This is a genomic window from Streptomyces purpurascens, from assembly GCF_045040895.1.
GTDB classification, from domain to species: domain Bacteria; phylum Actinomycetota; class Actinomycetes; order Streptomycetales; family Streptomycetaceae; genus Streptomyces; species Streptomyces purpurascens.
Window position 1 is genome coordinate 1,997,472 of record NZ_CP108341.1, and the last position, 24,374, is coordinate 2,021,845.

Here is a 24,374-nt window from a genome sequence, read left to right on the forward strand (position 1 = left end):
CGCCCGCACCGGCGCACGCACGGAAGGGGACGTGTCGGGGGGTGTCCGCCCGCAGCTGGTTGGCGCGTCAACGCCAGTCAGTCGGCGTGAGACCCCATCGCGCCGTTCCGAGGACGGACACCCCCCGACACGTCCCCGACCCCCCACAACCGGCACACGACAAACAGCGCGCAACACACGCAAAAGCCCCGCCCCTCACACAAGGGGCGGGACTTCACAGAGCGACGAGTCAGCCGATCTCGGTACCGGTCGCCGACAGCGCCTCGGTCACCGGCTGGAAGAACGTCTCGCCACCGGAGGTGCAGTCACCGCTGCCACCGGACGTGAGCCCGACCGCGCTGCTGCCCGAGAAGAGCGAGCCGCCACTGTCACCGGGCTCGGCGCAGACGTCGGTCTGGATCAGACCGTTCACGATGTCGCCGTTGCCGTAGTTCACGGTGGCGTCCAGCCCCGTGACCTTCCCGTCGTGCACCTGGGTCGTCGACCCGCTCCGCGTGACCTGCATGCCGACGGTCGCCTCGGCGGCACCCGAGATCTTCTGGGTCGAGCCGTTGTAGAGGTTCACCTCGCTCGGGTGAGCCACCTCAGCGGTGTACTTGACCAGCCCGTAGTCGTTGTCCGGGAAGCTGGAGTCCGCGTTGGTGCCGATCTCCTTGCCGCTGGAGTCCGACCAGGTGGAGATGCCCTCGGTGCAGTGCCCGGCGGTCAGGAAGAACGGCTCGCCGCCCTTGACCACGTTGAAGCCGAGCGAGCAGCGGCCGCTGCCACCGGTGATCGCGTCGCCACCGGCGATGAAGGGCTTGTACTCCCCCTTCGACCTCTTCAGTTCGGCCTTCGCCCCGAGCCCGTCGACGACCTTCGTCAGCGTCGCCCACTCGGCCTTGGAGACCGTACGGTCGGCGGTCACGACGACCTTGTTCGTCGTCGGGTCGGTCACCCAGGCGGTGCCCGGGATCGTCGCGTCCGCCTTCAGCGTGCCGCGGGCGCTCTTCAGCTCGGCGAGGGAGTTCGCCACGACTCTCGCCTTGGCGCCGGCCTTCTCGACGGCCTTGGCCGCGGCCTCGTCGAGCACGTTCACCACGAGGTTCTTGCTCTTCGTGTCGTAGTACGTACCCGCCGAGTCGGCGCCCAGGTCCTTGGCCAGCGTCGAGGCGAGCTTTCCGGCCGCGGAGACCGACAGGGTCTCGGGCGCGGAGGCCTTCGCAGGCTCGCTGGCGTTCGCAGACTGGAAGGTCACTCCGGCGGCGACCAGTGCGGCGACACCCGCACCTGCCAGGGCTGCACGCCGCTTGGGTATGCGTCGGTGCTTCAACTCACGTCCTCCTGTGGGGGGTCGGCCCGGGAGGTTGTGGGGACCTCGCGAGCCGGAAGGCCTTGTTGACGAGCGCCCACTATTCCGAGGACAACGGGGAGCACACAAGGTCGAGTTCAGGACGCGCGTAGATTGCCGACCACACGCCCCCACATTTTGACCGCGCACGGTCAAACCGGACCCAACTCGCGCACGCTTCACGCGCGTTCACACTGCAAACATTACGCGTGAGTAATGTGTGCACACTCTGCGAGGTCTGGCCATGGCTGAAAATCGCCCAACCGACCGGCCTCAATCGGCATCCGAGGGGCGGATATTGGCACACCTTTCCCTGCACTCTCCCTAAACCACGACAAGCAGCCACAAACTGCCCCACCCCACAAAGGAAGGCCCCCGCACGCAGTGCGTGCGGGGGCACAGAACGCTGCCTACTGCTGCCCGGTAGGGCCTAGTACACGCTGACCCCGTAGGCGCTCAGGGCCTCCGTGACGGGCTGGAAGAACGTCGTGCCACCGGAGGAGCAGTTGCCGCTGCCGCCGGAGGTCAGACCGTACGCGGTGCCGTTGCTGCCGTAGAGCGAGCCGCCGGAGTCACCGGGCTCGGCGCAGACGGTGGTCTGGATCAGGCCGGAGACGATGTCGCCGCCGCCGTAGTTGACGGTGGCGTTCAGGGCGGTGACCCGGCCGCTGTGCGTACCGGTCGTGGAGCCGTCGCGGATGACGGTGGTGCCCACGCTCGGGGTGGCCGCGCGCGTGATGTCCACGCCGTTCGCGGTGCCGGGCCTGGCGACGGACCCGCTGTAGCGCACCAGGCCGTAGTCGTTGCCCGGGAAGCTGGAGCCGGCGGTGGAGCCGATGACCGTGGTGCGGCCGGAGTTGGAGTACCAGGTGCCCGCGCCGTCGGTGCAGTGACCGGCGGTCAGGAAGAACTGCTGGCCGCTGCTGTTCTGGACGTTGAAGCCGAGGGAGCAGCGCCAGCTACTCGCATAGATGGCGTCGCCGCCCTGGATGAGCTTGTTGAACTTGCCGGGGGTGCGCTTGATCGTGAGCGCGTCGGCGTTGGCGCCGGCCTGCTGCTTGATCTTCGCGATCTCGGCCTGGGTGACCGTGCTGTCGACCGTCACGAGAACACGGTCGGTCTTGCTGTCGACGGCCCAGGCGGTGCCCGGGATGTCGGCCTTCAGTATCGAGCCGCTCGCGCTCTTGAGCTCGGCGGCGCTGAAGGTGGTGGGGGTGTCGGAGGCGTTCGCGCTGGGGATCGCGATCGCTGCGGCGGCGACGAGGCCGGTGGAAACGGCGATCAGCCGGGTCCGTCTCGAGATGCCGCTGCGGGGGGTGGTGCGCTTGATCCTCACTTTTCGTTCCTCCACAGGGGAAGTAGGGGGCCCTCGTGGGGTCTCGGGCCCGTGAGGCGCAGCCTGGGACCGCGCGTCCGGTTCCCGAACACGCCGTGCCCCTGACAAGCGCTGTGGGGGGAGTATTCGGCCGAACGGCCGGTAGGCGCAAGGGGGCCTTTCGGCCGCCAACCTTTTCTGACGGTGCCTCAGCAGTTACAGCCGCAGTCGCAGCCGTCGCAGCCGCAGTTGTCACAGCAGTTGCCGCAGCAGTCGCAGCAGCTGCAGCAGTCCCCGCATCCGCTGCAGTCGCAGTTGCCGCACTGCCCTTCCTTGCGCTCGCCCGTCCACGGGTCCTGGTACGTGCCGCAGCACATCTGACACGTACAGGCGAGCCCGAGCCACACCGCGCATCCGGCCAGCAGCCCGCGCCGGTTGCCGCGCGGCGGCTCCGGCGGCAGCGGGGCGCCGGGGCCGCCCGGAGCGCCGGTACCGGGCGGCGCATGGGGGCCGGCCGCCTCGGGAGCGGCGGCGTGAGCACAGCTGGCCGTGCCGAAGGCGCGGTCGACGGAGGTGCGCAGCTCGTGCACGAGGAGCCGGTGCACCAGCCGCCCGTCGGTGAACTCCGCCTCCCGCAGCGCCAGCCGGATGCCGTGCACCGCGTCGTCGGCGAGCCGCCGGGCCTCCATGAGAGAGGTGCCGGTCGCGGTGATCGGGTTCCAGGCGCCTGACGCGGCGTCAGCGTGCCGGTCCTCCACGGCGTCCAGCAGGTGGGCGAGGCGCCCGAAGAGGCGTCCGGCCTCGGCGAGCGGCCCGGCGTTGTACGGCCGGCCGGCGAGGACCGCCGTGTGCGCGAAGGCGGCGGCGGTCGCGGTCTCGGTCGGTTCGGTCACCGTCAGGATCGGCGTCCCGGGCCCCGCGAGCGCCTCGATGCCGCCCTGCCGGTCCACGGCATCGACGAGGACGGCCGTGTCGAACCCGACGGCGGATCCGGTCCGCGCCCCGGCCCGGTCCCAGCCCTTCGCGACCCGGCGCGCGGCGCGCGCCACCGGCGCCCGGGCCAGCAGCCCGTCGCCGTCGGCGACATGGTCGCGCACCTTGGCGGAGGCGAGCACCAGCGACACGGCCGCCGCGAGCCGCGCTCCCTCACCGTGCGCGACGGACGCGGTGCGCATCCCGCGCAGCGGACACGGTCCCGCGGTACGCCGTCCCACACCACTCGACGCGCCGGTCGCGAGGTTCGTCTGAGCCTCCGTCAATACAGAGACAAGAAGCCCGTCATAGTTCGTCACGATGCGCGCGAGCTGTCCGTGGTCCCCGCGCAACGCGAGACACAGCCCACACAAATGCGCCATCCACTGAGCGGTGAGAGTCTCACCGAGCCGATGCCGACAGGGCCTGACCATTCCGAACACGACGTCCCCCCGCGCTCCGTACGATGTTTGGGCGCCGCATAGTATCGGCCAACCCGTTCACCCGTACGCACTGTCCATCACCCAAACGCCGTGAAGAATCATATTTCACTCACAGTCAGCAGTCGTTTACGACAAGGCCCTTGGGAAACACGGACTCTCGACGGAATCGCTGTGCACCAGTACCGTCACAAACCCCCCGTGCGGCGTCTATCCACTTGGCGCGCCATCCGCATCATGGACGACCATAGGGATGCGGAAAGCAGAAAGACCGCTGTGAGAGGAGGCGTCCATGGGATCGGTACGCAAGGCAAGTGCCTGGCTTGGCCTCGTCGACGACAACGAAGACGAGCGTTACTACGACGACGACTACTCCGACGGGACCGAGTCCGGGGAGGCCTGGGTCACCGATCCGCGTGTCAAGGTGGCCTCGGACGTCGCCGAGGAGAGAGGCCGCCGCATCGGCACGGTCACCCCGGACAGCTTCCGGGACGCCCGCGCCATCGGCGAGCTGTTCCGCGAGGGCGTGCCGGTCATCATGAACCTCACGGCCATGGACGCCGCCGACGCCAAGCGCGTGGTCGACTTCGCGGCCGGGCTGATCTTCGGCCTGCGGGGTTCGATCGAGCGGGTGTCGACGCGCGTGTTCCTGCTGACCCCCGCCAACACGGAGATCGTGAACGGCGACCCGGCCGGGCACCGCACGGACGGCTTCTTCAACCAGAGCTGAGGCAGGGCCGCTCACCGGCCCTGCCCCCGCGCAGGGTTCACCGGACGGCGTCTACCGGAAGGCGTCGAGTCCGGTGAGCGCCTTGCCCAGCACGAGCTGGTGCATCTCGACGGTGCCCTCGTAGGTGAGCACCGATTCGAGGTTGGTCGCATGCCGCATCACGGGGTATTCGAGCGAGATCCCGTTGGCGCCGAGAATCGTGCGGGCCGTGCGGCAGATCTCGATCGCTTCTCGTACGTTGTTGAGCTTGCCGAAGCTGACCTGTTCGGGACGCAGGCGGCCGGCGTCCATACGCCGCCCCAGATGGTGGGCGAGCAGAATCCCCTTGTGCAGTTCGACCGCCATGTCGGCGAGTTTGGCCTGGGTGAGCTGGAAGCCGCCGATGGGCCGCCCGAACTGCTCCCGCGACTTCGCGTAGTCGACCGCCGCCTCGAATGAACTGCGGGCCGCGCCCATGGCGCCCCAGACGATTCCGTACCGGGCGTGGGACAGACAGCTGAGCGGTCCGCGCAGGCCGGTGACCTCCGGCAGTACGGCGTCGGCGGGCAGTCGTACGTCGTCCAGGACGAGTTCGCTGGTCACCGAGGCGCGCAGGGACCACTTGTGCCTGATCTCCGGCGCGGAGAATCCACTGCTGCCGGCCGGCACGACGAACCCTCGGATCCCGTCCTCGGTCTGCGCCCACACGACGGCGACACCGGCGACCGAGCCGTTGGTGATCCACATCTTGCGCCCGTTGAGCACCCAGTCGGAGCCGTCGCGCTTGGCGTGCGTCCGCATGGAGGCGGGGTCGGAGCCGTGGTCGGGCTCGGTGAGTCCGAAACAGCCGATGACCTCGCCGGAGGCCATCTTCGGCAGCCACTCCTGCTTCTGTGCCTCACTGCCGAACCGGTGGATGGCGTACATGGCGAGGGAGCCCTGCACGGAGACAAGGGAACGGATGCCGGAGTCGGCGGCCTCCAGCTCCAGGCAGGCGAGCCCGTACTGCACGGCGGAGGCGCCGGCGCACCCGTATCCGCTCAGCGACATCCCGAGCGCGCCGAGCCCTCCGAGCTCCCGGGCCAGCTCCCGGATCTCCGGCAGCTCCCCCTTCTCGTACCAGTCGGCCACATACGGCAGCACCCGGTCCGCGGCCCAGGCCCTGACGGTGTCCCTGATGCCGAGGTCCTCCGGATCCAGCAGGTCGTCGAGGCCGAGGGGATCGGCGGGGTCGAAGGGAGGAATCCTGGACGACTCGGACATGCTGACACCCTCCGAAGCTCTTTAACTAGCACCGCTAACCATGACGCTACGACGCCTGCCCACCCACGCACCACCCGTAGCTCCCAACTGAGGGGCCAAGGTCGCCGGCGAGGGCGGAGCACCATCGGCGCCTGCGGGCCCGATTCCCACGATCCGTCAAGCGCCAACACCGATCCCCCAGCTCAGGCATTCCCCCACCGGACGCAGCCCGAGATCACCCACCCCACACCACCGGGCCGCCGAGCCACCGGGCTGCCGAGCCGCCTCACCACCGGGCCACGGGGCTGCGGGGCCACCGGGCCGCCGCGCCATCGGGCTGCGGGCCATCGGACCACCGAGCTGCGGGGCCGCGGGCCGCCTCACCACCGGACAGCCGCGCCACCAGGCGACCTCACCATCGAGGGCCACCGCACCACCTAGCCGCGGGGCTGCAGGGCTGCAGGGCTGCAGGGCTGCAGGGCCATCGGAGCACCGGACTGCGGGGCCGCGGGCCGCCTCACCACCGAGCTGCGGGGCCACCGGGCCGCCTCACCACCGGGCTGCGGGGCCACAGGCCCGAGCTGCGGAGCCACGGGCCGCCGGCCACCGCACCACCCGGCCACCGCAGCGGCAGGCCCTCCGGCCCCAGTCCTCGATGCCCCGCCCAGGCTGCCCGCAAGCCGCCGACGGCGCCCCGGCCCCACGGGCGACCCGGACCCCTCGGTCGGCAGTTACGGGCGGTGCGTGGGTGGGTGGATCACACCGAGACGCGCGACTCCGCCGCGTCCCTCTGCGCGGGCACCTCCACCGCACCCGCCTCCTCGCACTGCATGGTCCGCGGCAACCGCAACGCCATCACCGCCCCGAGCAGCAACAACCCCGCACTCACCAGCAACGTCACATGCAGCCCGTGCACGAACGCGTCCCGGGCGGCATGCCGCAGAGCGGCCCCGGCCGACCCGCCCAGCTGCGCGGCAACCTCGTAGGCCTCCCCCAGCGAATGCCCCGCCGAGGAGGACGCCGACTCCGGCACCCCCGACACACCCGACAGTCCAGGCGCGTACGCCGCGTTCATCACGCTGCCGAGCAGCGCGATCCCGATCCCCGCCCCGAGCTGGTACGACGTCTCCCCGATCGCCGCCGCCCCACCCGCCTGCTCCTGCGGCGCCTCGCTCAGCATCGACTCGTACGCCCCGAACAGCGTCGTCTCGAGCCCGAAGCCCAGCAGCACGAACGCGGCCAGCATCAGCGGCCAGTCGTCCGTCCGACCCAGCGCCGTCAGCAGCACCACCGCGAGCGCCGTGAGGCAGAACCCGACGCTCACCATCCGCCGCGGCCCGAATCGCCGCAGCATTCGCGCACCGGCCAGCCCGGCCGCCATCGCGGCGAACGTCAGCGGCAGCAGCCGCAGCCCCGTCTCCAGCGGCGACAGCCCGAGCACCAGCTGGAGGTACTGCGCCGCGATCAGCTCGAGACCGACCAGCGCGAGCATCGCCAGCACGATGCAGCCGACGGACGTACTGAACGCCGGCCGCGCGAACATCTTGAGATCCACCAGCGGATGCGCCCGCCGCCGCTGCCGCCGCACGAACGCCACCAGCAGCGCCGCGCCCACCACCAACGGCAGCACGGTGAGCAGGCTCTCCACCGGCTCCCCGCCGCCGAGCCGCTTGACGCCCAGCACCATGCCGAACAGCCCGGCCGCCGCCATCAGGGCGCCGACGACGTCCCAGGGACCGGTGCCGTCGCCCTTCGACTCGGGCAGCAGCAGCCGCCCCACCGGAAGACTGACCAGCATCAACGGAATGTTGACGAGGAAGACCGAACCCCACCAGAAGTGCTCCAGCAGGAAGCCGCCCAGCAGCGGCCCGACCGCCGCGCCCACCGCGGCCACGGCGCTCCAGATGCCGATCGCGAGCGCCCGCTCGCGCCGGTCCGGGAAGACCTGGCGCAGGATCGACAGGGTCGCGGGCATGATCATCGCGCCGCCCACGCCGAGCAGCGCCCGCGCCACGATCAGTACCGGGGCGTTGTCCGCCAGAGCCGCCATACCGGAGGCCACGCCGAACAGCGCGTACCCGAGGAGCAGGACCCTTCGGCGGCCGACGCGGTCGCCCAGCGTGCCGAACAGGATCAGCAGCGAGGCGCAGACCAGCGGGTAGATGTCGACGATCCAGAGCAGCTCGATCCCGCCGGGCCTCAGGTCCTCGGTGACGGCGGGGACGGCCACGTGCAGCACGGTGGCGTCGACGGCGACCAGCAGCAGGCTGACGCAGAGGACGACGAGAACCACCCAGCGGTTGGCACCGGCCCCGGCCGCCCGACGGCGCAGCGCAGCGGCAGCCGTGGTCGTCCCGGACATGTACGTACCTCCCAGATGTTCCCTCGCGATCGGCGGGCTCACGGGGTGGGGGACGCCCCCGCGACTCGGCCGGAGAGGAGCGGTGGTCTCCGGCCCGCGCAAACGAAAAGCGAGTGACACGTCAGCGTACGCGAGTCCCCGCCGGAGCCTAGTGGCGGACCTCTCACAGTTCCGGCGGAAAGATGTGGCGTACGCCACTCCCCTCTGTCTCGACCACGCCCCGGCCGGCCGCCCGGTTCCGTCCCGGGTCGATAATCGGGCCCGTGACCGATCTCGAGACGCGCGCGGCCCCCTCGTCCCGCGCCGGGGCGCTGCGCCGGGCGGCCCCGGCGCTGCTCGGCTACGCCGCCGTGCGTGCCCTGGGCCTTGTCGCCCTGGCCGTGTGGAGCGCGGCCCGGGACAAGAGCGCGTACACGCTGCTGACCGCTCGCTGGGACGCGCTCTGGTACACCAGGGTCGCCGAGCTCGGCTACGGCTACGAGGTGCGCCTGGCGAACGGGGACGTGCACTCCAATCTCGCGTTCTTCCCGCTGCTGCCCTGGCTGGAGCGGCTGGTGACGGCGGTGTCCCCGCTGTCGTACGCGGACGGGGGTTTCCTCGTCGGTCTGTTCGCCTCTCTCGCCGCGGCCTGGGGGATCTTCGCGGTGGCCGACCATGTGTACGGCCGCCGGGCCGGGGTGTGCGCGGTGCTGCTGTGGGCCGTCCTCCCGGTCGGGATCGTGCAGTCGATGGCGTACAGCGAGTCCCTGTTCACGGCGCTCGCCGCGTGGGCGCTGTACGCGGTCCTGACCGGGCGCTGGCCGGCGGCGGGCACGCTGGCCCTGCTGGCGGGGCTGACCCGTCCGGTGGGGATGGCGGTGGTGGCGGCGGTGTGGGTGGCGGCCCTTGCCTCTTTCGTGCGGGACCGACGCGCGAGGGAGCCGGACGGCGCACGGATCGCGCCAAGCGCCCCCGCCTCCGCCTCCGCACCCGACTCCATCTCCGCCCCCGCCTCCGCCTCCGCCGATGCCTCTCGTGTCCTCGGCATGCTGCTGGCCCCCCTCGGCACCGCCGGCTACGTGCTGTGGGTCGGCCACCACACCGGCAAGGGGCCGCTCGGCTATCTCGACGTGCAGGCCGGGTGGCGCAACGGCTTCGACGGCGGTTACGCCTTCGCCCGGTTCGTCGCCGAGAAGTTCACGTCGTTCCCCTCGGCCCTGGCCGGCGTCGGGCTGATCGTCGGGGTCGCGTCAGTCATCTGGCTGTATGCGGTCGGGGTACGTCAGCGCCAGCCGCTGCCGCTGCTGGTCTACACCGGGGTCGTCACCGCGCTCGCGCTGTGCGCGTCGAGCTACTTCGGCTCGAAACCGCGCCTGCTGGTGCCCGCCTTCCCGCTGTTGCTGCCCCTCGCTCTGGCCCTGGCCCGGCTGCGTACGCGCAGGTCAGCGCTGGTGCTCGGGTCCGTGGCGGTGGCCTCCGCGGTGTACGGGGCGTTCTGGCTGAACGGCCCCGGTCCGCCCTGACCCGCTGTGAGCGCCGGGGGAATTCCGCACCATGCTCCGGTGAACGAATTCAAAAGCGCAATAAAACCCCCATCCGGAATGATCAAAGGAATTGAAGGCCGCAGCGGCCGACGATTGCAGATTCGGTGGAAATAAACCTCCTCCTGAGAGGAATCCCACATCACATCGTCATCACAAAGCCGTTGATTCGCCCGGGATCAGAGCTCACTCGCTGTAACGTCGATTGGGTGCGTACCGAACCGAAGCTCACCCGTCTGGACCGGGTGTTCGCCCGGCTGGATCGTGAGCCGGAACGACCCGCCCACATCGATGTGCCGAAGATGAGCAGGCACCGCATCGTGCTCGTCGCCGCCACCGCGGCGTTCTACGGCGCGATCGTGTGGGCTGTGGTGATCACGTCCTGGCTGGTCCGGCTCGACTGGCAGGTCATGTTCTTCCGGCCGTACCAGCAGTGGTCGGAGATCCACTGGTTCGTCGACTACTACGTGGTGCTCGGCCAGCGCGGCCCGACCGCGGTGATGGTCGCGTCCTGGCTGGGCTGGCGCTCCTGGCGCCAGCACACCCTGCGTCCGCTGCTCGCCCTCGGCGTCTCGCTGCTGCTGCTGAACATCACGGTCGGCGCCGCCAAGTACGGCATGGGCCGCCTGGGACCTCACTACGCGACCATCATCGGCTCGAACGAGATGGGACTCGGCGGCGATATATTTCCGAGCGGTCACACCGCCAACGCCGTGGTGACCTGGGGAATCCTGGCCTATCTGGCCTCCACCCCCAGAGCGCGCCGCTGGCTGTCCGCCGTGTCCGCCGTGACCTCCCTCGGCGTCGGGCTGGCCACCGTGTACCTCGGTACGCACTGGCTGAGCGATGTGCTCCTCGGCTGGGTCGCGGGCCTGCTGATCATGCTCGCCCTGCCGTGGTTCGAACCGCTGATCGCCCGTGCCGAGGCCAGGATCTTCGACCTGCGCGACCGCTGGCGGTCCCGCCGGAGCGGTACGGCTTCCGCCCCGGTCAGCGCGCCGCCCGTGGTGGTCACACCGCTGCCCGCCGACCGGGACGACGTCGCGGCCCGTTCGCCCCGTGCCCCGGCCTACCTGGCCCCGGGGCCGCACACGGCCCGCTCGGAGCGCACCCCGGTCACCCCGGCCGGCAGCCGCCGCCCGCCGCACCCGGAGCGGCTCCCGCGCGGCTCGACCTCCTCGGCCCACCCCTGACGGGCGGCTGACCGCGGCGGACGGCAGATCCGGCGCGCCGCCCCTCACGGCACACGAAGGCCCCGGTTCCGGAGCGGAACCGGGGCCTTCGCCGTGTCTGGGTCTCAGCCCTTCCAGGCCCGCGCCACCCGGCCGCCCTTCACCTCGAAGTTCAGCCGTCCCACGCGGTACTCCATCGTGATGATCGCCCCCGGCGGCAACGAGCGCACCGTCGGCCAGCCGCGCTCACGCGCGAGGTGTTCGGCCCGGTCGGCCGCCAGGCCGACATAGGTGTCCGGGCTGTCGTCGGGTTCCGCGGAAGGTGTCGGAATCGGTGCCATGCCGCCACGCTATGTCCTGCCCCGCGACCGCGGTAGTCCGGGCCCACGGCCCGGTGACCGTCCGTCCCCGGTCACACTTCTGTCACAAGATCACGACAGCTGTTTCCGGCGATGTCCGTCACACGGACGAGCGGTTCTGTAGGCCTTCCGCAGGCATTCGATCGCAATTCCCGCGTGTCACACGAGCTCCTGGAAAAGCCCGGCGGAAAGTGCCGGGAGAAGTACCCCCGGAGCTCCATTCCATTCCGGCGCCGTCACCGGTCCGGCCGATCCGGCGCCGCACAGGAAATGCGTGGATCGGGCACGGAGAGGCCGATACGCCCCTGTCGGAGGGCGCGGTGACCCGAGCATCATGGCGTGAGCTCGCGGGCACGTGCGGCGCGGGCTTCGGCGGGCCCGGTACGCGATGAGCGAAGGGGCGAGCGAGCGATGGGGACGCAGACCGTACAGGCGACGGCGCCGCCCGCGCCGAGGAAGCGGCACGGGCGGGTGGTGGTCGACTGGCTGACGACGACGGACCACAAGAAGATCGGCCACCTCTACCTGATCACGTCGTTCCTCTTCTTCCTGGCCGCCGGTGTGATGGCGCTGCTGATGCGCGCCGAACTGGCCCGCCCGGGACTCCAGATCATCGACAACACGCAGTACAACCAGGCGTTCACCCTGCACGGCACGATCATGCTGCTGCTGTTCGCGACGCCGACCTTCGCGGGCTTCGCCAACGAGCTGATGCCGCTCCAGATCGGCGCGCCCGACGTCGCCTTCCCCCGGCTGAACATGCTCTCGTACTGGCTGTTCCTGTTCGGCGGGCTGATCGTGCTCGGCTCGCTGCTGGTGCCCTCGGGGCCGACGGACTTCGGCTGGACCGCCTACGCCCCGCTCAACAGCCTGGAGCGCACGCCGGGTCTCGGGGCCGATCTGTGGATCATGGGGCTGGCGCTGTCCGGCTTCGGCACGATCCTCGGCGCGGTCAACTTCATCACCACCATCATCGGGATGCGCGCCCCCGGCATGACGATGTTCCGGATGCCGATCTTCGTCTGGAACACGCTGTTCACGTCGATCCTGATCCTGATGGCGTTCCCGGTGCTGGCGGCGGCGCTGCTGGTGCTGGAGGCGGACCGGCGGTTCGGCGCGCAGGTCTTCGACGCGGCCAACGGCGGGGCGATCCTGTGGCAGCACCTGTTCTGGTTCTTCGGGCATCCCGAGGTCTACATCATCGCGCTGCCGTTCTTCGGGATCATCACGGAGATCATCCCGGTCTTCAGCCGCAAGCCGATGTTCGGCTATCTGACGCTGGTCGGCGCGACGATGGCGATCACCGGCCTCTCGGTGGTGGTGTGGGCGCACCACATGTTCGTCACGGGCGCGGTGCTGCTGCCGTTCTTCTCCTTCATGAGCTTCCTGATCGCGGTGCCGACGGGCGTGAAGTTCTTCAACTGGACCGGCACCATGCTGAAGGGCTCGCTGTCCTTCGAGACACCGATGCTGTGGGCAGCGGGCTTCCTGGTGACGTTCCTGTTCGGCGGGCTGACCGGGGTGATCCTGGCGTCGCCGCCGATGGACTTCCATGTGACGGACTCGTACTTCGTGGTCGCGCACTTCCACTACGTCGTCTTCGGCACCGTCGTCTTCGCGATCTTCGGCGGGTTCTACTTCTGGTGGCCGAAGTTCACCGGGAAGATGCTGGACGAACGGCTCGGCAAGATCCAGTTCTGGGTGCTCTTCGTCGGCTTCCACACCACGTTCCTGGTGCAGCACTGGCTGGGCGCCGAGGGCATGCCCCGCCGGTACGCGGACTACCTCGCCGCGGACGGGTTCACCGCGCTCAACACCGTCTCGACGATCGGCGCGTTCCTGCTCGGCATGTCGACGCTGCCGTTCCTCTACAACGTGTGGAAGACCGCGAAGTACGGCGAGAAGGTCGAGGTCGACGACCCCTGGGGCTACGGCCGCTCCCTGGAGTGGGCGACGTCCTGCCCGCCGCCCCGCCACAACTTCACGGCGTTGCCCCGGATCCGGTCCGAGTCTCCGGCGTTCGACCTGCACCATCCGGAGTACGCGGCGCTGACTGCGCAGCCCGAGCCAAAGCGCCATCAAGCCGGTCGCGAGTCCTCCTGATCGCCTCGATCAGCTCCACCGGCTCCAGCACCTCGAACTCGAAGCCCAGCATCATCACGTGGATGACCATCACGTCGAGGCTGCCGGCGCCGCAGCGCAGCAGGCAGCTGTCGGGGCCCTCGGCCTCCAGCACCCCGGCGGAGGGTGAGATGTGGGCGGCGGCCTCCTCCAGGGGCGCCAGGAGCCGCACCACGGCGTGGGTGGCGTACACGCGCGTGGAGACGCCCTGGGAGACGTAGGCGGCCAGGTCCTCGGCGGGCGGCTCGCGCGGTACGAAGCGTGGGCCGTGCGGCGGCCTGGGCGTGAGGCGGTCCACGCGGAAGGTGCGCCAGTCCTCCCGCTCCAGGTCCCAGGCGACCAGGTACCAGCGGCGCTCGGTGCACACCAGGCGATGCGGTTCGACGCTGCGGCGGCTCAGGGTGCCGTCGTGGCCGCGATACTCGAAGCGCAGCCGCTCGGCGTCCCGGCAGAGGTGGGCGAGTTCGGTCAGCACGACGGGGTCGACGGCGTCGGGCACGGGGCCGCGCAGCATCGGCACGGTGAAGGCGTTGAGGGCGCCCACCCGGCGGCGCAACCGGTTCGGCAGCACCTGTTCCAGCTTGGCGAGGGCCCGTACCGAGGTCTCGCCGATGCCCTCGATGCCCTGCCCGGCGGCCGTGCGCAGCCCGACCGCCACGGCCACGGCCTCGTCGTCGTCCAGCAGCAACGGCGGCAGTTCGGCGCCGGCGCCCAGCTGGTAGCCGCCGCCCGTGCCGGGGCTGGCGTTGACCGGGTAGCCGAGTGCGCGCAGCCGGTCGACGTCGCGGCGCAGGGTGCGGGCGCTGACGCCGAGCCGCTCGGACAGGTCGGCGCCGGACCACTCGCGGTGGGCCTGGAGCAGGGACAGCAGACGCAGCAGGCGTGCCGAGGTCTCCAACATGGGGCGAGTCTGCCAGCCCTTGCGGACAGCTGCTGTCCTCAAGGCGCGTAGGCCAGTTGCGGTACGTCGAAGCAGGTGCGGTTCATGTCACCCTGGCCGACCCAGCCCTTGCCGTCCTGCCAGCGGGCCACCGACAGGCAGGTCTCGCGGGTCTTCGGTGGCTCGGCGAGCCGCTGGAACTCGACGGGCAGGAGCAGTCCGCCCGCCGTGTAGCCCTGGCTGCGGTTCATGAAGCCGTCGACGCACGCGCGCGTGATGCCCGACGTCGCGCAGGACTTCGCCGCCTCCGTGAACCAGCGTGCGGCGGCCCACCCCTCCAGCTGCCACTGTGAGTGTGTCTCCAGGCCTTTCGTCGCCTCGCGGAACTCCCGTACGGCCGGGTGGCCGGTGTCGTCGAAGTCGCGGCTCGCGCCGGTCGCCCAGAGGGCGTTGCGGCAGCGCGGGGCGTCCTCGTAGTCGTCGGGGACGGTGGACGTCCAGTTCTGCACGTTGGTCACCTTGGCGGTGACGTCGGCGCCGACCTGGTCCATGGCCTGGCAGAGCCGGGCGTTGCCGTGGGAGTCGATGGCGTCGAAGACCAGGTCGGCGCCCTGTTCCTTCAGGTCGGCCGCGACGGCGCGGAAGTTGGGCAGGGCGAAGTCGACCTGCTCGGTGACGACCTTGTAGCCCTCGGCGCGCAGGCCCCGCTCGACGAGCCGGGCGTAGGCGGCGGACGCGGACTGGTTGTAGGAGACGACGGCGGCGGTACGGGCGCCGTGCTCCCGTTTGAAGTAGCGGTAGACCTCGGTCCCCCCGTACAGCTTGCCGTCCCAGCCGGTGGTGCCGTCGCGGGGCGCGAGGCTGCCGTAGATGCCGTAGAGGTGCGGGTAGGTGTCGTAGGCGCCGCCGATGGGCTGGCCGCCGATGTCGGGCACGCGCGCGCGGGAGACGCGGGAGGCGCCCGCGTAGTCCAGTGCGGTGGTGGCGACCAGGGCGACGACGTCGTCCTCCTCGACCAGCTTGTGGACGCACTCGTTGTTGCCGACGCCGCTGCCGCCGTCGTCGCACAGGCGCACCTCGACGCGGCGGCCGTCGACGCCGCCGCGCGCGTTGAGCCGGTCGAACCAGGCCTTGGCGCCGTCGCGCGGGCCGGTGAAGGCGTCGCCGCCGACCGGGCTGGTGGCGCTGGTGATGATGCCGACCCGCAGGGGCGCGGAGTCCCGGGGCGCGGGGGTGCGGTCGTCACGCTCGAAGTCGCTCTCCGGGAGCCGGCTGCCGCAGGCCGCGCTCAGGGCGAGCAGCAGCACCGCGGCGAGGATCTCAGCAGCCCGGGACCGGCGACCCATTGCCGCTCATCTGCACCAGCGAGCACAGCGTCTTGACGGACACCTTCCAGGTGCCCTCCTGCTCGACGGCTGTCCCGGAGGCGTCCGGCAGAGCGGTGGCGCCCTTCAGGGTGAGCGTGTACGTCACGTCCGCCTCGGTCGCCGAGGTGAACTCGATCTTGGTGACCTTCGCCTGGACCTGTCCGCCGCGTTCGTCACCGCTGAAGGCCTGCAGGACCGGGCCCATCCGGTCGCCGTTCTCCAGGACGGCCTGTTTGTCCTCGGTCGATGTGTTCGGGTCGAAGAACGTCTGCCAGTTCTGCTTGATCTCCTTCTCGGCCGCGGTCCGGTCCGCCGGCGCGCTGGCCGGCGCGCTCGTGGTCCGCTCCGCGGTCGGTGTGGGCGGCGTGCTCTCGCTGCCGCCGCCGCTGTCGTCACTGCACGCCGCGAGGGCCGGGGCGAGGGCCAGGACCAGGGCGGCCGCGATCGCCGTACCCCGTCCCGCGGCTCGCGGGCCCTCTGTCGCTTTACCCCGCCTGAGGTCGCTGCCGAGAACCATCTGGCTCACCACCGGGTGTCGGTCCGGGCCATGTGCGCCCGGTGCTTTCAGGGTCAGCTTCCACAGGGCATAGTGCAAGCGATCGCCGGACTTGAACAGGCAGCCAGCACACAGCCGAACCGACGTGTGGGAGCCAGCGATGCGGACAAGCCGACTGCGGACCGTGCATCCCGTCCTGTGGACCGGCTGGGCCGCGCTGGCCGCGGGCGCGGTGCTGTGCGTCGTCGGCTGGTACGGCGTCTCCGGCGAGCGCTTCGCGGAACGGCAGCTGCCCTACCTCGCCTCGTGCACGGTCCCCGGCGCGGCGCTGATCGTCTCCGGGGCGGTGCTGCTGGCCCACGGCCGGGGCTCGATCGCCGCCGCGCGCGTGGAGGAGCTGTACGGCCTGCTGGTGGCCGCCGAACCCGACGGCCCTCAGGGGCGCGCCGAGACCGGGCAGGCCGCCCTCGCGCCGCTCGCGGTCAGCGGCGAGCAGCTGATGGTGCCGGGCGGCACGCTGTGGCACCGCGCGGACTGCCCGCTGGTCGCCGGCAGGGCGGAGGCGGTCCCGGTGGACTCCAAGCTGGTGGCGAGCGGTGAACTGGGCCCCTGCCCGATCTGCGAGCCCACCGGGGAAACCGACTGAGCCCGGCCGATGTCCTCGCTGACGTACGACCTCACCCTGGCCGGCCTCTCGGTCGGCGGCGCGGCGGCGCTGACCGGGATCGGCCTGATCGTGACGTACCGCGCGACCGGCGTGCTCAACTTCGCGCACGGCGCGATCGCGATGGTGTGCGCGTATGTGCTGCGGGAGTGCGTGGTCGAGTGGGGCTGGCCACTGTGGCTCGGGGCCACGGTGACCCTGCTGGTGCTGGCGCCGGGGCTGGGGGTCGTACTGGAACGGTTCGTCTTCCGGCCGCTGGCGGTTCTCGGCGGCGACCCGGCGCAGACGCTGGTGGCGTCCATCGGGGTGTTCGTGCTGCTGGTGGGCGGTGCGGCGCTGCTGTGGGGGCAGGGGGCGCGGGAGGACGCGCCGGAGCTGGTGCCGGACGAGCCGTGGGGGCAGCTGGCGGTGGTGCTGGTGCTGGCCGCCGGGGTCACGGTGGTGGTGCGCCGGACGCGGTTCGGGCGGGAGCTGCGGGCCGTGGTCGACGACCGGCAGCTCGCCGTGCTGGGCGGCATCGACGCGGACCGGGTCGCGGCGGCGGGCTGGGCGTTCGGCTCGTTCACGGCGGGCCTGACGGGCGTGCTGCTGGCTCCGTACGTGCGTCTCGACCCGTACGGGCTGCCGCTGCTCGTGATGGAGGTCGTGGCGGTCGCGGTGGCCGCGCGGATGCGGAGCCTGCCGGTCGCGGTGGTGGTGGCGCTGGGCATCGGGGTGGCGCAGAGCCAGCTGACACGGCTGCATCCGCCGGGCTGGGGCGAGCCGCTGCTCCAGGCCGTCGGCACTAACCTGTTCGTCGTCGCGCTGCTGATCGCGGCCCTGGTGCTGCCGGGCGTGGGCACGCGGGACGCGCTGCCGCGCACCGTCACCGCCCGGGTCCCGACGCCGCCCGGCGCGTGGATCGTGGCGGCCGTGCTGTTCCTGCTGCCGCTGGGCCTCGCCGGCCGGGACCTGCACACCTCGGTCCAGGTGCCGGCGCTGGCCGTGATCCTGCTGTCCCTGGTGGTGGTCACGGGCCGGGGCGGCCAGATCTCGCTGGGCCAGGCGGCGTACGCGGGTCTGGGCGCCCTGTTCACCGCGCTGCTGGCGGCCGGCCGCTTCCCGGGGCTGCCCCGCGTGCCGGAGCTGGCGGCCCTCGCGGTGGCGGTCGTCCTGGTGGCGCCGCTCGGCCTGCTCACCGGCTGGCCGGCGATCGGCCGCCGGGGCCTGGCGCTGGCGCTGGCGACGTTCGCGGTCGGCGTGGGGGTGAGCCGCTTCGTCTTCGCCCAGCCGTACGCCACGTCGGGCCTGTCGCTGGGCCGCCCTGCGGGCTTCGACGGGGACCGTGCCTACTACGTCCTGGAGCTGCTCCTGCTGGCGATCGCGCTGCTGGCGACGCACGCCCTGCGCCGGGGGCGCACGGGCCGGGCCCTCGCGGCCATGCGGGATCACGAGCGGGGCGCGCAGGCGGCGGGCGTCCAGGTGCCGTCCCTGAAGCTGCTGGCCTTCGTCGCGGGCGCCGCGCTCGCCGCGCTGGGCGGCGGCATGCTCGGCATGGGCCTGCGCGCCTTCGACGCCGCCGCGTACGACCCGGTGCGCGGCCTGCTGTGGTTCGCGGCGGTCGTGGTGCTGGGCGCGGACAGCACCCTCGGCGCCCTCGCGGCCGCGGCCCTCCTGGTCGGACTGGACGCGGGCACCCGGGGCGGTGTCGCCGCGGCGCTGATCGGCATCCTGGCGATCCTCGTGGGCCGCTTCCCCGGCGGCCCGTACGAGGCCCTGCGCACGGCGGCGGAACGCCTGCGGTTGCGCCGCACACCGGCCCTGACACCGCTGGGTGCCCGGGCCCGCGCGCTGCTGCGCCCGGCGGAGCCACGGGCGGCCCGGACGGCGCCGGTGCCCACGGGGGCGACGGCGACGGGCGCGGCCCCCGGCAGCGGCAGTCGGCCACCGGCGTCACATCCCGCCCCCGCACCTGAGCCCTCCTCAGCCCCATCCCCCACCCCTGCCGCTCCCCTCCTCATCGCCCGCCGTCTCCACGCCCGCTACGGCGGCTTCACCGCCCTCGACGGAGTCGACCTGGACCTCTCCCCCGGCCGGGTCACCGCCGTCGTGGGCCCCAACGGGGCCGGGAAGAGCACCCTGTTCCACTGTCTGGCCGGGACGCTGCGCCCCGCGCACGGGACCGTGCGGCTCGGCGGGCGGGACATCACCGCGCTGCCCGCTCACGCCCGGTCCCGGCTCGGTGTCGCACGGACCTTCCAGCAACTGGCCGTCTTCCCGTCACTGACCGTGGCCGAGAACGTCCGGGTGGGCGCCGAGCAGGGCCGGGTGAGCGACCCGGGCGCGGTGGAGCGGACGCTCAGGCTGCTCGGGCTGGACGGGCCGGTGCGGGCACTGCCCGCCGCCGGGCTGCCCACGGGGACCCTGCGCCGCGTGGAGCTGGCCCGGGTCCTCGCGGGCGGCCCCCGCGTACTGCTGCTCGACGAGCCCGCCGCCGGCCTCGACAGCGCCGAAGTGGCCGCCCTGGCCCGGGTCCTGAAGGCCCTGGCCGCCGACGGCACGGCCCTGCTCGTCGTCGAGCACGACCTGGACCTGGTCGCGGGCCTCGCCGATGTCGTGCACGTGATGACCGCGGGCCGGATCGTCGCCTCCGGTCCACCCGGAAACGTCCTGAACGCCCTGGGAACGGCGGCCGGCCCATGACGACCGTCTCCCTGCGCCACGCGCGCGTGCGCTACGGCCCCCTGGAAGCCCTGCACGGCGTCACTCTCGCCGCCCCCGGCCCCGGCCTCACCCTCCTGCTGGGCCGCAACGGCTCCGGCCGCACGACCGCCCTGCGCGCGCTGGCCGGCATCGTGCCCCTGTCCGGCGGGGCGGTGGTGTGGGACGGCGCCGACGTGACCCGCGTACCGGCGTACGAGCGGGCCCGGCGCGGGCTGTGCCTGGTGCCGGAGCGGCAGGCCGTGTTCGGCTCGCTCAGCGTGCGCGAGAACCTCGGACTCGCCGCCCCGGACCACGCCCCGGCCCTCGACGCCTATCCGCAGCTGCGTCCCCTGCTGGAGCGACGCGCCGGCACCCTCTCCGGCGGGGAGCAGCGCATGCTCGCCCTGTCCCGGGCCTTGCTGGCACGCGCGCGCGTGGTGCTCGTCGACGAGCCCGCCCAGGGCATGTCGCCCTCGGTCGCGGCCCGGACGTACGAGCTGCTGAGCGCGCTCGACGCGTGCGTGGTGATCGCCGAGCAGCGGCTGCCGCCCGATCTGCGGGACCGGCCCGCCCTCGTCTACGAACTGCGCCGCGGGTCGGTCGTGTTCGCCGGGGAGGCGGGCGAGCTCAGGCGATGACCGAGGGCCGGTGCCCGGCACCACAAGGTCCCGTCCGGTCGGCCGACCGGACGGGACCCCGTGTCCCGGCGAGGGGGAGCGGCGGCTCAGATGTCGAGGCGCAGGCCGGGCACGATCATGTGGGGATCACCGCCGATGGCGTCCTTGTTGGCGGCGTAGAGGCGCTGCCAGGTGGTCCCGTGCCGGGCGGCGACGCCGCTCAGGGTGTCGCCCTCGCGGACGGTGTAGTCGCCGCGGGACATGCTGCGGTCCGGGTGCTGTGCGGAACGCGCCGGCGCCTTCCACTGCTTCGCCGGAGCGGGCTTGGAGGTGGCCGGGTCGGAGGCGGAAGCCGCGGGTGCGCTTCCGCTCGCCCCGGCGCGAGCCGAGCAGGTCGGCCAGGCGCCCCAGCCCTGGGCGCGCTGGACCTTGGTGGCGACGGCGATCTGCTGGGACCTGCTCGCCTGGTCGGCGGTGGCCGCGTAGGCCGTGCCGCCGTAGGCGCGCCAGGTCGAGGGGGCGAACTGAAGTCCGCCGTAGTAGCCGTTGCCGGTGTTGATGTGCCAGTTGCCGCCGCTCTCGCACTGGGCGATGCGGTCCCACACTCCGCTGTCAGCCGCCGCGGCGTTGCCGGTCGCGGCCAGCAGTCCGAGGGGGGCGAGCAGCGCCGCCCCGGCGAGGACCGCCGTGGTACGAACCGGGTTCTTCCGAGCGTTGTCGCGCGTGGTATCGGCACATTCGGACATGTAGTTCCCTCTCGAAACACCCGGGGTCCCCCAAGGCGGAACGCCACTCCCCGCGCCATGGGGCGCGTGGGTCGCGCTCGCCCCGCCCGCCGGTGGTGGTGCTGCGCGGTTCCGGAGAACCGTGCGGCCGGCGGACGTACCCGAGCGGTGCTCGCTGCACACGGCGGAGGAATCTAAGGAGTTGACGGTCTGTCATCAACCAGCGGCCCGTCATGCCAGGCCAGTTCACCGATACCTCGGGTAACGGCAATTTCCGGACACCCACTTCATTCCCGGATTTCGTGATTTATCGACCAACCGGCTGGATGACGTGTGACCCACTTCACCACTTCAACATCCTTTACAAACAAGGGACTTGACCGTGAGTGTGCGATTCCGTGCCGAACGTGACCCTGCGCGCTGGTTGGTTCGATTCCGTTCGCCCTGGGGCGTGACTCCCGCCACAGATCGCCCGTTGTCTTCTTCATGAGCCGGGGCCTACCCGGACCACGGGCCGGGAGCCACCCGGCTTTGCCACGCACCGCATCCCCGAGGGAGCCCCCCGTGCCGCGCATGCTCGACGTCAGCGACGAGGTACGCGCCGAGATCGGCGACGAAGAAGCAGACCGCCTGCTCGCCGGAGAGACCGCCCCGGGCAGTTACGACTGCACGTCCTGCCGCACTCCGGGCGACTCCGAGCAGGAGCGCACCAGCACCGTCCTCTTCATCGGGGACGAGACCGCCGTCCTCGCCTTCGCCCACTCCGGCTGCCTGCCCTCGCAGGTCGTCCAGGTGACCGAGGAGCAGCTCCGGGGCGCCGTGAAGTCCATCGCCGGCGACGCCGGCGGCGAGCCCGGCCAGGCGGCGCCCGAGCAGGCGGTGCTCGGTGTGACCAGCGGGCTCGTCCTGATCGCCGGGGAGCTGCACCCGGCCCTGGTGGTGGAGCCGACCGCGCCCATCGCCCGGCCCGGCGCGACCGGCTTCGGCGACGACTTCCTGCCGCTGCTCACCGAGCAGGGCTTCCTGCCCCTGACCGACCTGTCCGCGGCACCGCCGGTACTGCACGGCTGGTCGGTACTGCTCGCCGTGGGCCAGCTGCACGCGGTGCTCCAGCCGGGCAGCAACGGCGGACAGCCGGTGGCCTGGTGGCAGGCGCACCAGCCGCTCCAGGTGACCGACCCCTGGCGTGCGGCCGCCAACAAGCACCAGCAGGTACTGATGTTCGCCGCCCCCGTCGGCTCGATCGGCCATCAGCCGCGCGAGGACCTGATGCGGGACGCCCTGGACAAGGCGGCGGCGACCGGAAAGCTGGTCGGCGCGGCCCTGCCGCTGGCCGGCACCTGAGCCCGCGGGTCACCCGCACGGCCCGCACACCCGCGAAAGCCGTACGCGGGCCGCATCCCTTGACCCGCGGGGTCGTTTGGACATACGTGCACGCATACGACGTTTCACGCCGCCAGTCCTACTCGCCGATCCCCTCCGCGCGATCGGCTCAGGACTCCCTGGGCGGCCCATCGGCCACGCCGATCTACGACGCGCTCTACGCCGAGTACGTCAAGTCCTTCCGCGCACTGCCCGGCGACCGCAGCGGCGAGGAAAAGCTGGGCTTCACCGCCTTCGGGACCGTCCCGCACAGTACGGGCTCGTACAGCCATTCGTACGGCAGCTCGTACAGCGCCTACAGCGCGGGGGCTCAGAGTGCCCGGCATGCCGCCGGACAGCAGCCGCACTGGCAGCGCGTCGGGACCGTCAGCGCACACGGCACGGCGATGCACTATGTGCCGGCCGCCCTGCCGCCGGTGCCCCGAAGCGGCGTCTGAGCGAGCACCGAAACAGTGGAAGGGCGGCCCCCGTGGGGGCCGCCCTTCCACTGTTTCGCGCTACTTCTTCTTCGCGCCGCGCTTCTCGCGCACCCGCACCGAGATGTGGATCGGCGTGCCCTCGAAGCCGAACTCCTCGCGCAGACGGCGCTCGATGAAGCGCCGGTAGCCCGCCTCGATGAACCCGGAGGCGAACAGCACGAACCGCGGCGGCTTGGTGCCCGCCTGCGTGCCGAACAGGATGCGCGGCTGCTTGCCGCCCCGGACCGGGTGCGGGTGGGCGGCGACCAGCTCACCGAGGAAGGCGTTCAGCCGGCCCGTCGGGACCCGCGTCTCCCAGCCCGCCAGGGCCGCCTCGATCGCCGGGACCAGCTTCTCCATGTGCCGCCCGGTGCGCGCCGAGACATTGACTCGCGGGGCCCACGCCACCTGGCCGAGCTCGGTCTCGATCTCCCGCTCCAGGTAGTAGCGGCGCTCCTCGTCGAGGGTGTCCCACTTGTTGAAGGCGAGGACGATCGCGCGGCCCGCCTCCACGGCCATGGTGACGATCCGCTGGTCCTGCACCGAGATCGAATCGGCGGCGTCGATGAGGATGACGGCGACCTCCGCCTTCTCGACGGCGGCGGCGGTGCGCAGCGAGGCGTAGTAGTCGGCGCCCTGCTGGAGGTGGACCCGCTTGCGGATGCCCGCCGTGTCGACGAACTTCCAGGTGACGCCGCCGAGTTCGATCAGCTCGTCGACCGGGTCACGGGTGGTGCCCGCCAGCTCGTTGACGACGACGCGCTCCTCGTTCGCCACCTTGTTGAGGAGCGAGGACTTGCCGACGTTGGGACGGCCGATGAGCGCGATCCGGCGGGGGCCGCCGACGGCCGTGCCGAAGCTCTGCTCGGGGGCCTCCGGCAGGGCCTCCAGGACGGCGTCCAGCATGTCGCCGGTGCCACGGCCGTGCAGCGAGGAGACCGGGTGCGGCTCGCCGATACCGAGGGACCACAGAGCGGTCGCGTCGGCCTCCCCGCTCGGGCCGTCGACCTTGTTGGCGCACAGCACCACGGGCTTGTTGGCCTTGCGGAGCAGCCGGACGACGGCCTCGTCGGTGTCGGTGACGCCGACCTTGGCGTCGACGACGAAGACGACCGCGTCGGCGGCCTCGATGGCGTACTCGGCCTGGGCGGCCACGGAGGCGTCGATCCCGAGGACGTCCTGCTCCCAGCCGCCGGTGTCGACGACCTTGAAACGGCGGCCCGCCCACTCGGCCTCGTAGGTCACACGGTCGCGGGTGACGCCCGGCTTGTCCTCGACCACGGCCTCGCGGCGTCCGATGATGCGGTTCACGAGAGTCGACTTGCCGACATTGGGCCGGCCGACCACGGCGAGCACGGGCAGCGGGCCGTGCCCGGCCGCCTCGATCGCGCCCTCGACGTCCTCGGGGTCGAAGCCCTCTTCCGCGGCGAGCTCCATGAACTCCGCGTACTCGACGTCGCCGAGCGCCCCGTGGTCGTGCTCGTGCGGGGCCGAGCCGTCGGGCTGGATGTGGTCGTTCATGAAGTCCGTACCTCGTCGTTCATCTTGGTGGTCGGTGGA

19 protein-coding genes and 1 pseudogene are annotated in these 24,374 nt (G+C 71.8%); 9 read left to right on the top strand and 11 right to left on the bottom strand.

The genetic code is table 11. The annotated features are described in order from the left end of the window. Positions 1 to 229: 229 nt before the first annotated feature. The 3 genes from OHU35_RS09115 to OHU35_RS09125 form a co-directional block, all read right to left on the bottom strand. Entirely contained in the window at positions 230 to 1,312 is a 1,083-nt protein-coding gene (locus OHU35_RS09115) for a S1 family peptidase (RefSeq protein WP_189731173.1), read from the bottom strand. A 448-nt stretch (positions 1,313 to 1,760) separates the two neighbouring features. Further along, complete coding sequence (locus OHU35_RS09120) at positions 1,761 to 2,666, bottom strand: S1 family peptidase (RefSeq protein ID WP_359897214.1); 906 nt, start codon at positions 2,664 to 2,666, stop codon at positions 1,761 to 1,763. Between the two features lie 188 nt (positions 2,667 to 2,854). Beyond that, complete coding sequence (locus OHU35_RS09125) at positions 2,855 to 4,060, bottom strand: DUF5685 family protein (protein ID WP_405505135.1); 1,206 nt, start codon at positions 4,058 to 4,060, stop codon at positions 2,855 to 2,857. Positions 4,061 to 4,349: 289 nt separating this feature from the next. Here OHU35_RS09125 and OHU35_RS09130 point away from each other — a divergent pair, with 289 nt between their 5' ends. Continuing rightward, positions 4,350 to 4,787: a cell division protein SepF gene (locus OHU35_RS09130; protein WP_184597617.1), complete on the top strand. Its 438-nt coding sequence runs from the start codon at positions 4,350 to 4,352 to the stop codon at positions 4,785 to 4,787. Between the two features lie 51 nt (positions 4,788 to 4,838). Here OHU35_RS09130 and OHU35_RS09135 read toward each other — a convergent pair whose 3' ends face one another. Beyond that, positions 4,839 to 6,029, bottom strand: a complete 1,191-nt coding sequence (locus OHU35_RS09135) for an acyl-CoA dehydrogenase family protein (protein ID WP_405505136.1) — start codon at positions 6,027 to 6,029, stop codon at positions 4,839 to 4,841. Between the two features lie 736 nt (positions 6,030 to 6,765). After that, positions 6,766 to 8,370, bottom strand: coding sequence for an MFS transporter (locus tag OHU35_RS09140; RefSeq protein ID WP_189731166.1), 1,605 nt, complete (start codon positions 8,368 to 8,370; stop codon positions 6,766 to 6,768). Positions 8,371 to 8,633: 263 nt separating this feature from the next. Here OHU35_RS09140 and OHU35_RS09145 point away from each other — a divergent pair, with 263 nt between their 5' ends. Both OHU35_RS09145 and OHU35_RS09150 read left to right on the top strand, forming a co-directional pair. After that, the gene (locus OHU35_RS09145; protein WP_359897208.1) at positions 8,634 to 9,872 is read left to right on the top strand and encodes a hypothetical protein; all 1,239 of its coding nucleotides are present in this window, start codon (positions 8,634 to 8,636) and stop codon (positions 9,870 to 9,872) included. Between the two features lie 227 nt (positions 9,873 to 10,099). Beyond that, the gene (locus OHU35_RS09150; RefSeq protein ID WP_359897206.1) at positions 10,100 to 11,083 is read left to right on the top strand and encodes a phosphatase PAP2 family protein; all 984 of its coding nucleotides are present in this window, start codon (positions 10,100 to 10,102) and stop codon (positions 11,081 to 11,083) included. Positions 11,084 to 11,187: 104 nt separating this feature from the next. Here OHU35_RS09150 and OHU35_RS09155 read toward each other — a convergent pair whose 3' ends face one another. Continuing rightward, on the bottom strand, positions 11,188 to 11,403 hold the full coding sequence (locus OHU35_RS09155) for an I78 family peptidase inhibitor (RefSeq protein WP_184597626.1): 216 nt from the start codon (positions 11,401 to 11,403) through the stop codon (positions 11,188 to 11,190). A gap of 429 nt (positions 11,404 to 11,832) precedes the next feature. Here OHU35_RS09155 and ctaD point away from each other — a divergent pair. Next, a pseudogene (ctaD, locus tag OHU35_RS09160) lies at positions 11,833 to 13,359 on the top strand (cytochrome c oxidase subunit I); the annotation flags it as partial. A 43-nt stretch (positions 13,360 to 13,402) separates the two neighbouring features. On the opposite strand, the gene OHU35_RS09165 reads toward ctaD, so the two are convergent. The 3 genes from OHU35_RS09165 to OHU35_RS09175 are packed head-to-tail and all read right to left on the bottom strand — an operon-like array spanning position 13,403 to position 16,306. Then, positions 13,403 to 14,443 (bottom strand): helix-turn-helix transcriptional regulator, encoded by a 1,041-nt coding sequence (locus tag OHU35_RS09165; RefSeq protein ID WP_405505137.1) that lies wholly within the window; start codon positions 14,441 to 14,443, stop codon positions 13,403 to 13,405. A 38-nt stretch (positions 14,444 to 14,481) separates the two neighbouring features. Next, complete coding sequence (locus tag OHU35_RS09170; protein WP_405505138.1) at positions 14,482 to 15,768, bottom strand: ABC transporter substrate-binding protein; 1,287 nt, start codon at positions 15,766 to 15,768, stop codon at positions 14,482 to 14,484. Further along, on the bottom strand, positions 15,743 to 16,306 hold the full coding sequence (locus OHU35_RS09175) for a hypothetical protein (RefSeq protein WP_359897200.1): 564 nt from the start codon (positions 16,304 to 16,306) through the stop codon (positions 15,743 to 15,745). The genes OHU35_RS09170 and OHU35_RS09175 overlap by 26 nt, the downstream gene beginning before the upstream one ends. Before the next feature lie 139 nt (positions 16,307 to 16,445). Between OHU35_RS09175 and OHU35_RS09180 the strand changes: the two genes are divergently transcribed. The 3 genes from OHU35_RS09180 to OHU35_RS09190 are packed head-to-tail and all read left to right on the top strand — an operon-like array spanning position 16,446 to position 20,269. Beyond that, positions 16,446 to 16,931, top strand: coding sequence for a hypothetical protein (locus OHU35_RS09180; protein WP_189731155.1), 486 nt, complete (start codon positions 16,446 to 16,448; stop codon positions 16,929 to 16,931). Between the two features lie 9 nt (positions 16,932 to 16,940). After that, entirely contained in the window at positions 16,941 to 19,631 is a 2,691-nt protein-coding gene (locus OHU35_RS09185) for an ABC transporter permease subunit (protein WP_405505139.1), read from the top strand. Beyond that, entirely contained in the window at positions 19,628 to 20,269 is a 642-nt protein-coding gene (locus tag OHU35_RS09190) for an ATP-binding cassette domain-containing protein (protein ID WP_189731151.1), read from the top strand. Before OHU35_RS09185 ends, OHU35_RS09190 begins: the two co-directional genes overlap by 4 nt. An 86-nt stretch (positions 20,270 to 20,355) precedes the next feature. Here the strand turns inward: OHU35_RS09190 and OHU35_RS09195 are convergent, their stop codons facing one another. After that, a complete protein-coding gene (locus tag OHU35_RS09195) occupies positions 20,356 to 20,994 on the bottom strand; it encodes a transglycosylase family protein (RefSeq protein WP_189731149.1) in 639 nt (212 codons plus the stop codon). Positions 20,995 to 21,537: 543 nt separating this feature from the next. On the opposite strand from OHU35_RS09195, the gene OHU35_RS09200 reads away from it, so the two are divergent. Both OHU35_RS09200 and OHU35_RS09205 read left to right on the top strand, forming a co-directional pair. After that, a complete protein-coding gene (locus OHU35_RS09200; RefSeq protein ID WP_189731147.1) occupies positions 21,538 to 22,317 on the top strand; it encodes a hypothetical protein in 780 nt (259 codons plus the stop codon). A gap of 86 nt (positions 22,318 to 22,403) precedes the next feature. Beyond that, the gene (locus OHU35_RS09205) at positions 22,404 to 22,793 is read left to right on the top strand and encodes a hypothetical protein (RefSeq protein WP_189731145.1); all 390 of its coding nucleotides are present in this window, start codon (positions 22,404 to 22,406) and stop codon (positions 22,791 to 22,793) included. A gap of 60 nt (positions 22,794 to 22,853) precedes the next feature. Here the strand turns inward: OHU35_RS09205 and der are convergent, their stop codons facing one another. Beyond that, entirely contained in the window at positions 22,854 to 24,335 is a 1,482-nt protein-coding gene (gene der / locus OHU35_RS09210; RefSeq protein ID WP_189731143.1) for a ribosome biogenesis GTPase Der, read from the bottom strand. Positions 24,336 to 24,374: the final 39 nt, after the last annotated feature.